This window comes from Paenibacillus sp. JT31N17, from assembly GCF_056269255.1.
In genome coordinates this window covers 19,178-27,214 of sequence record NZ_JBWDNP010000030.1, presented here as the reverse complement: position 1 = coordinate 27,214, position 8,037 = coordinate 19,178, and the positions used below count along the sequence as shown (strand labels likewise).

Genomic DNA, 8,037 nt, shown 5'->3' with positions numbered 1-8,037 from the left:
GATGCGGCAGGATTCACTTCATGTTACGGCCTGGTATGTTGCTCGCCTTGTCTCCGACAAGTACTTTTGTCGATGCGCTTTTACGCACAGATTTCGCCATGCGCAAGCATCCTAGCTACAAGGGTGGCTTGGTCCCTCCCTTGGTTGGACTTTCACCAACTAGATAATGCGTGCCTCTGGGCACGCCAAACGAAAAAAAGGCCGCCAACCGGCAGCCTTCCCATATTTAAAGTACCTGTTCGAGCAGCTTCCAGATTCACAAAATCCAGAGGCGCTCGAGCCTTATTTGCCATGGTCATCCTCGCTTCCGATCACTTGTCGGGTTATAGGATAGGCATGGGCAAGTTTGAGGTTATGTGACGCTTACTCATCGTTTACCTATTACCACCTATGGCTCCCATAAATGACTGCCGTCCGGTCATCCCCGCTCCAGATAAATTTAAAATTCACGAAGAAAAGGCCGTAAACAAATCTCTTAATTCATGAAGGATCACATTTTGATAATCATTGCTAACTTGATAGAGCTCTCCGATCTCCCCATATGTTTGGTTCAATTTCTCCTTGTAATCGGCTTCCTGTTTGTCTGGATTGTTCTTTTTAAACCCATCCATCACAGCCTGAATATAAGCTGGACGCGCTCCCCATCTGCCTAGAACTTCACCGGACGCATTCAAGAAAACCGCGATCGGCTGATTTCGCCCGCCATTTGTGAGAAAGAGATCCATGGTTTCCAGGTGCTCCTCCATTAGCAATACTTCAGTCGAAATGCCGCTCTGCTCCATCACTCGAAACAACAAAGGGACATTCCAGATGACGTCCGGGCACCAATCTGTGCATAGAATCAAACAGTGCAGGTCGGAGCGACGGTTTAAACCGGTAAAAAATAATTTCTGATCTTCTTGCGCCCATGTGAAAGTATCGTAGATGGAGATGAACTTTTCCTTGGTATTCAGAATTTTACTGTTTTCCATATTCCGATTCTTCATTCCATCCATGAACTGTTGAGGCGAAATCCCTTGACCGATTTTGTGTTTTAAGTTCAATTGTGCTTCCATATCTTCACGCACCCCCACGGTTAACTTTATTTAAAAACTCTTATGCGTTCTTGTATCGGATTAAATTTCTTTTCACCTGCTGCAGCAGATGGTTTACCGAACGGCATTTGGGCAGTCAGTTTCCAGCTTTCCGGCAACTTCCATTCTGCTTTTACCCGTTCATCAATCAATGGATTGTAATGCTGTAGGTTTACGCCCAGCCCTTCAGCCTCCAGCGCCATCCAGATCACCAATTGGTGCATGCCATTTGTTTGCAGTGACCAAATCGGAAAGTGTTCCTGGTAAGAGGGAAATTGTTTCATAAAAGCATCAATAGTTGACTGGTCTTCGAAGAAAAGCACTGTACCGTATCCGTTCCGAAATCCGTTCATTTTTTCCTGAGTGGAAGAAAATTGTTCGGCAGGAACGCGTGCTTTTAGAACTTCGGTCGTAATATCCCATAACTTGTTATGTTGTTCACCTAAGAGCAGAACAACGCGGGTAGTTTGATTGTTAAACGCCGATGGTGTATGTTTAACGGTTTCCTCGATTATTTCTTGGATACTTTGATCGGAAATTGGTGATTCTTTGCTAATTCCATAAATGGAGCGCCGTTCGCGTATTGCAGTAAATAAATCTTTCTTCAAGGTTTTCATGATACCTCTCCTTATCTTTTCAATTTTCATCGGCTGAATCCGATGGCGATTCTCGAAGGGAAGAAGTAGAAATACAAAGTATCGATTGATGCGAAGCCGCATGTTTGGAATTTGCTCCAGGAGCGCATGAAAAAGCTAAACCTCAGAACAAATGAAGGGAACGAAGAACAATGACTATATAGACTTCCGGACGCTCTTCGGCTGGCTTTTCACAACCAAATCGTAAGAGTGGTCAATCATTTCAAAAATAGCCGACTCCGGTAAAGAACCCTCGAGAATAATCGTATTCCAGTGCTTTTTGTTCATATGATACCCCGGTCGAACGTCTTCATGCTGCTCTCTTAAGTTTTCCGCAATCACCGGGTCACATTTTAGGACCAAGTATCCTTTTTTTTCAAAAAAAAGCGCGAATATTTTACCAGCAACTTTTATCGCGATTGGATCGGGGCCCGAGGGATAATCCTTAATCGCTTCTTTTTTGTTTAGACAGTATTCGATTAAATTATTATTCAACCCACTCATCCCTTCGTAAATGAAATCTTATAGTCCACGTCGTTCCATCATGGCGCCTTGATTTGTCCGATGGCCGAAACGGGAGAGAGTCAAGCGAAAACGGGCTGATCAAGGTGTCTTGACCAGCCCATCTTCCTGTTGTCAAACGGTGTTTACGCCGCTTCGAAATTAAAGGGTGATGATTTGGTAATCGTCCACAATCAATTTCGAAATGCTGAGGTGTCCTTCCGCATCCGCGAATGTCGGAAGTCCGGCAGATTTGACATCCTCGGTCACCCCGAATACGTTCGCGCAGAAATTGCAAACTCCGGCGATGAGGCCCTGCCCTTTAGCGGCTTTGTAAAGGGGATTGAACATGTGGGATGGATCCTCCAGCGTTTTGACCCAGGTCGTACCTTGGCCGTCGAAATAAATTTTCACCTCGACATTGGCCTCGTGCAGCTCTTGACCATATAACAGGGCATGAGACACTCTTCCCCCTTCATTCTCCGTGGCGTGAACGATAATCGCTACTTTTTTCATGCTTGAACACTCCTTATTGTTGTAATGTATGTTTCATGAGCTTATCTTAACCGGAATGAGACGCATCCTTCTGTAATCTATTTCACATTACCGATGTTATTTTTCGGGTTGTGCCGTATCATCTAACGGCAGCGAGATCGGCTCCGTCCTGCAAAGCAGCGGCATGTACCATTTCCCGTTCGAAAAATCCATTCTGGCCGACGACGAGCAGTGCTCCGCACTCGGAAACAAACGCCACGAGCCGGGGGGCGAAATCGACATCGTGATTAAAAAGTCATCGCATGCTTTTCTGCATCCGATATACCCTTGCGAATAATTTCATCTGCTCGCTCTCGATCAAAATCATGTCCTTCCACATATAATGCTTGCACATCATGTATACCTATGATGTTAAGCACTTGTTTTAAATAGGGATGACTATGATCCATTGCAGCCAAAGGCCCATGCGAATAAATACCGCCGCTTACTTGAACATGAATAGCTTTTTTGCCTTTTAAATGTCCAACGGGACCATTCTCTTCGTAATGAAACGTTTTTCCCGCGACTACAACGGAATCGATAAAAGCTTTTAATCGCGGTGGAATACCCCAGTTCCACATAGGAGATACAAATACGTATTTATCGGCGCTCGCTACCCGATCTATAAATTGATTTAATGCATTGATTTTTTGCTGTTCGACTTGACTCAACTCTGAAAATGGCCGTCCCCCTCGACGGGTTTTTTCCCAGCCGTTAAGAATATCTCGATCCACGATTGGAAATTCTTCTTCATATAAATTTATTTCCTGAATCTCATCATTTGCATGAGTTTCGCGATAAGCTTTAAGAAAAGCTTGTCCGACCCGATGACCCACTGAGCGTTCAATTGATTTTGGATTAGCAGTAATGTATAGAACTTGTGCCATGTTAAATCAAATGCTCCTTTTTCTTAAATTGATGAAATCCCAAACAAATGCCATGGTTATCTTCGCTTCCGATCACTTGTCGTGTTATTGGATAGGCATGGGCAAGCTTGAGGTTATGTGACGCCTGCGTGGTTTACCAGTTGCCAGCGTTTTGACCGCCGTCGACATAAAGAATCTCTCCTGTCACGAAATGTGCGGACTCCAGATACATAATGGCGTCCACAATATCTTGAACCTCGCCTATTCGGCCTACGGGGTGCAATTTAGACAGAAAGTTATGGGTCTCTACCGTATGCATAGGTGTGTTGGTTACCCCAGGCGCGACGGCGTTCACGCGAATACCCTTATCCGCATACTCAATCGCCAGCGATTTTGTTGCTGCGTTCAAACCTCCTTTAGTCAGCGCGGCAAGTACAGATGGCAAAGACTTGTGTGGATGTACGACAATCCCGCTTCCTGTGATGTTAACGATGTGGCCGGAACCCGCTTTCATCATCTCAGTCACCGCACGCTGCGTAACATGGAAAAATCCTGCCAAATTGATTGACAACATCGAGGTAAAATCCTCTTTAGTGAAGTCCGTGAATGGTTTCGCCATAAAAATGCCGGCATTGTTCACCAGCGTGTCGATCCGGCCAAAGCGAGAAAGCCCTTCGCCGATTAAGCGGTCTGCGATTTGAGAGTCTGAAATGTCGCCGGCAACATAAGCGACGTGTGCGCCTGTCGGATCGATTTCACTTGCTGCCTCTACCAGCATTTGTTCGCGGCGGCCATTAATAATGACATTTGCTCCTCGTTTCACCAGTTCAATTGCCACTGCTTTCCCTATACCGCTGCTTCCACCTGTAATCACGACGACTTTTCCTTGAAATTCCATCTCCCAGTCTCCTTTAATTTGGGTTTTGTCAACCACGTTGTTATATTTTATAGCCAATCTTAAAGCTCCATAAAAAAGGAGTTGCCACACCCGCTGCAACCCCATTTATAAACTCAAGCACAAAACTTTAGAAATATTATCTTAAGTTTATCGCCACTCAACAATCTCACCAAGATGTTGTCTTGTTTGTGGACGTTTGGGATCCTTTTGACGATATCCGAAAGCGACCATACAGGATACACCGAAATCGTCGCCCTTAATGATACCCTCATTTTGTAAAATAGCGGTCAGCTGCTTTTTATCAAAACCTTCGATCGGACTGGAATCAATACCGATTTGAGCCGCGGCTGTCATCATGTTTCCCAATGCTATATAGGTTTGTCTGATTGACCATTCAAAAATGAGACGGTCATTGTCTTCGAGTTCTGTTTCGACGAAGGAGCTGTAGAAAGCGTGCCAATCTTGCACAACTTCTTCAGGCATATGATGAATGTCTTTCCACATTTTGTTCACGTGAGCCGAGTCAGGCCGTAAGTCTCCTTCTCTTCTGGCCAATATCACTACATAATGGCTGGCAGTGGGCAGTTGTCCCGTGGCACCGCCAGATACCGGTATTAATTTCTCGCGAAGGGCTGGATTTTGGATCACGACAAACTTCCACGGCTCGAAGCCAAATGAACTTGGAGACAATCTCCCCGTCTCCAAAATAAAGTGAAAATCTTCATCCGAAATCTTTTTGTCGGTATCAAATGCTTTGCAAGCATGTCTAAACTTGTAAGCTTTTAAAATTTCTTGTTTTTTACTCTCCATTACTATCATGTGTAATCCACCTTCCTTTTTATTGTATTCTATTGATAACCGATCTGCTGTTCTCATAACCACTTTGCAATTGCATAGTGCAAAAAGGACACCATCCGTTGCGATAGAAGAATCAGCATAACCGGTCTTTTCGTGAGTTCTTCAAATAAAATGAGCCCCTGCATTTTCAGAATCGGATCCGCCTTCAGGAAGCACAATATCCATATTAGCATGTAAAATTGGATTCTATCAGATCCACTTTAATATTAAAGTCAGCATACCACTTATTTGAAAAGGCCTACTCGATTGCCGCCTTCAATCGATCTTTCGGTTGCATCCCGACTAGTTGGTTCACGACTTGCCCGTCTTTGAATATTAACAGGGTGGGAATACTCATGACGTTGTACTTGGCCGCGGATTCTGGATTATCGTCCACGTTGATTTTTACGATTTTGGCTTTATCGCCGATCTCGGTGGACAATTCGTCCAGTACCGAAGCGATCATTTTACAAGGTCCGCACCAAGGCGCCCAGAAATCGACGAGCACAGTGCCCGTTGCGGTCTCATTTTGGAAAATTGCATCTGTTATCGGTTGAACTGACATGGCATATGCCTCCCTTAGGAATGAATGGATGGATTCGTTATGCGAAAAATATTAAGCATGCTGCTCGGACAAGAACCGTTCCGCATCCAGCGCGGCCATACAACCGCTGCCTGCCGATGTAATGGCTTGGCGGTAAACGCGGTCCTGCACGTCACCGCAGGCGAAAACGCCATGTATGGCGGTTTGGGATGTGCCTGGAATCACTTGCAGGTAACCGAGCTCATCGGTTGGCAGCTGCCCTCCCAAGAAGCCCGTATTCGGCGTGTGTCCGATTGCGAGGAAAATCCCGTCGGCTTCCAGCAGCTCCTCTTCGCCCGTTTCGTTATTGCGCACTTTCAGTCCGCTTACGCCCATCGGACCTGCCGTTACTTCGAGCGGTGTCCGGTTTAGGCTCCAAGCGATCTTCTCGCTGCCGCGCGCGCGATCTTGCATGATCTTCGAAGCCTTCAGTTCATTGCGGCGATGCACGATGCGAACTTCGGACGCGAATCGGGTCAGGAATTGCGCCTCCTCCATCGCGGTATCTCCGCCACCAATCACGATGATTCTCTTGTTGCGGAAGAAGAAGCCGTCGCAGGTCGCACAGGTGCTGACACCTCTGCCGATATTCTCGGTTTCGCCAGGGATGCCCAGCTTCTTGGCCGATGCGCCTGTCGAAATAATCAGCGAATCAGCCGTCAATTGATTTCCGTCCTCCAAGAACAGCGTGAACGGCCGCTTGGACATGTCCACTTCTGTCACCCGTCCCGGCTGAATCGAAGCGCCGAAGCGCAGCGCTTGTTTACGCATGTTATCCATCAGCTCGGGACCTATAATCCCGTCTGGGAACCCCGGGAAGTTATCGACCTCGGTTGTTGTCGTCAATTGGCCGCCGGGTTGAATTCCTTCAATGACAAGTGGGGCAACATTCGCCCTTGCCAGATAAATTGCCGCCGTTAAACCGGCCGGACCTGTACCGATAATAATCGCTTTGTAATGCATTGGAAGGCCACCTCTTCTGTTTTCATCCATGTCAGGGAGCATTTAACTTGCAGCCTCTCCCTTAATACAAATTTCGTTCATTGCTATTTCATTGTACCGATCAATTCTTTTATGATCTGTAAACCAGATTACAAAACATATAGAGAACTATCAGGGAAGCGAGAACATTCAGGACGATCAGAGATACGTACAAGTTAAATAAGTAGCTTAGCAGACCGACTCCCACGATGGGAACAATAAATCCGATGTAACCCGCAAAGTAGAAGGTCGTTATCACCTTCGGTCGCTCCGATGCATTCGGAAGCTCGCCGGCCAGTCGCAGGCTAATTTGAAACGTCCAACCACTGCCGAACGCCTGAATGAGCACCCCCATCCACATTAGACTTATGCTTTCCAACGTACCGGCGAGAACGATAAGCCAGGCTCCGCAAACCAATAAAGCGATACCGACCCGAAGGCGTACGACCGGATGTTTGAACGAAGGCCGCATTTGCATCATCGTGCCGCCCCCCATAAGCAGTAAAATCAGGAGACCGGACACGGCAAGGTTGGAAGTGTGAATCACGTTTTTCACGAACGAAGGAATCAAGGAGAGAACGGTTCCGTTCAGGGTAAACAGCGTGAAAATGGGCACCGCACTGAACGACCAGAAATGAGGCTTAATGTCGGTAGACACCCTGAGCGAGATCGATGCCGACGCCGCTCGACCACGTTCCTTCCAGGCTTGAAAATCCCTATCCCGCAACGTTTCCAGGCCCGCCCCGATCCCTTCCATGAATTCCCATACTCCCGGCGTTCGTTAATTTAAAGTCCAATGCCTTCTCGCCTGGTTGCTTCCCGGAAGCGATTCCTGATTTCTGAAGTTCTTCAATCATTTGACCGATTTTGATCTGCGCTTTAATCGGTGAATTGGCCTTAAACTGCTGAGTAGCCGCTTCCAGCTGTTCGGTTAAATTTGGGTTGCTCATCGTTCTGAAACCTCCAATATTACGTGATAGCTTGATTATAATTCCATATTAAAGCGGAGTTCTGTGAGGTAGATTACTTTACTCCATCCTATTTATCCACTTCCACAAACCACATTACGGCCAAGAATACCCTTGCTTGGATTGAGAGTAAACGGCTGAGAGTTATCGAGGATATATGT

The 8,037-nt window shown here is 46.4% G+C and carries 11 protein-coding genes; all 11 read right to left on the bottom strand.

Annotation, left to right across the window (positions count from 1 at the left end; all coding sequences use genetic code 11):
* Positions 1-446: 446 nt before the first annotated feature.
* Positions 447-1,055 (bottom strand): thioredoxin family protein, encoded by a 609-nt coding sequence (locus AC0YOB_RS37950; protein ID WP_475797168.1) that lies wholly within the window; start codon positions 1,053-1,055, stop codon positions 447-449.
* Between the two features lie 26 nt (positions 1,056-1,081).
* Positions 1,082-1,681, bottom strand: coding sequence for a nitroreductase family protein (locus AC0YOB_RS37945; protein ID WP_475797171.1), 600 nt, complete (start codon positions 1,679-1,681; stop codon positions 1,082-1,084).
* A 183-nt stretch (positions 1,682-1,864) separates the two neighbouring features.
* Positions 1,865-2,203 (bottom strand): MmcQ/YjbR family DNA-binding protein, encoded by a 339-nt coding sequence (locus AC0YOB_RS37940; protein WP_475797167.1) that lies wholly within the window; start codon positions 2,201-2,203, stop codon positions 1,865-1,867.
* A gap of 168 nt (positions 2,204-2,371) precedes the next feature.
* The gene (locus tag AC0YOB_RS37935) at positions 2,372-2,725 is read right to left on the bottom strand and encodes a DsrE family protein (RefSeq protein WP_475797166.1); all 354 of its coding nucleotides are present in this window, start codon (positions 2,723-2,725) and stop codon (positions 2,372-2,374) included.
* Positions 2,726-2,991: 266 nt separating this feature from the next.
* On the bottom strand, positions 2,992-3,630 hold the full coding sequence (locus AC0YOB_RS37930) for an FMN-dependent NADH-azoreductase (RefSeq protein ID WP_475797165.1): 639 nt from the start codon (positions 3,628-3,630) through the stop codon (positions 2,992-2,994).
* Between the two features lie 133 nt (positions 3,631-3,763).
* Entirely contained in the window at positions 3,764-4,507 is a 744-nt protein-coding gene (locus tag AC0YOB_RS37925) for an SDR family NAD(P)-dependent oxidoreductase (protein ID WP_475797164.1), read from the bottom strand.
* Positions 4,508-4,654: 147 nt separating this feature from the next.
* Positions 4,655-5,317, bottom strand: coding sequence for an NAD(P)H-dependent oxidoreductase (locus AC0YOB_RS37920; RefSeq protein ID WP_475797170.1), 663 nt, complete (start codon positions 5,315-5,317; stop codon positions 4,655-4,657).
* 286 nt (positions 5,318-5,603) lie between these two features.
* Positions 5,604-5,909, bottom strand: coding sequence for a thioredoxin (gene trxA, locus AC0YOB_RS37915; protein ID WP_475797163.1), 306 nt, complete (start codon positions 5,907-5,909; stop codon positions 5,604-5,606).
* Between the two features lie 51 nt (positions 5,910-5,960).
* Complete coding sequence (gene trxB, locus AC0YOB_RS37910) at positions 5,961-6,890, bottom strand: thioredoxin-disulfide reductase (RefSeq protein WP_475797162.1); 930 nt, start codon at positions 6,888-6,890, stop codon at positions 5,961-5,963.
* A gap of 109 nt (positions 6,891-6,999) precedes the next feature.
* Complete coding sequence (locus AC0YOB_RS37905; RefSeq protein WP_475797161.1) at positions 7,000-7,665, bottom strand: hypothetical protein; 666 nt, start codon at positions 7,663-7,665, stop codon at positions 7,000-7,002.
* Positions 7,625-7,858, bottom strand: coding sequence for a hypothetical protein (locus AC0YOB_RS37900; protein WP_475797160.1), 234 nt, complete (start codon positions 7,856-7,858; stop codon positions 7,625-7,627). Before AC0YOB_RS37900 ends, AC0YOB_RS37905 begins: the two co-directional genes overlap by 41 nt.
* Positions 7,859-8,037 lie beyond the last annotated feature (179 nt).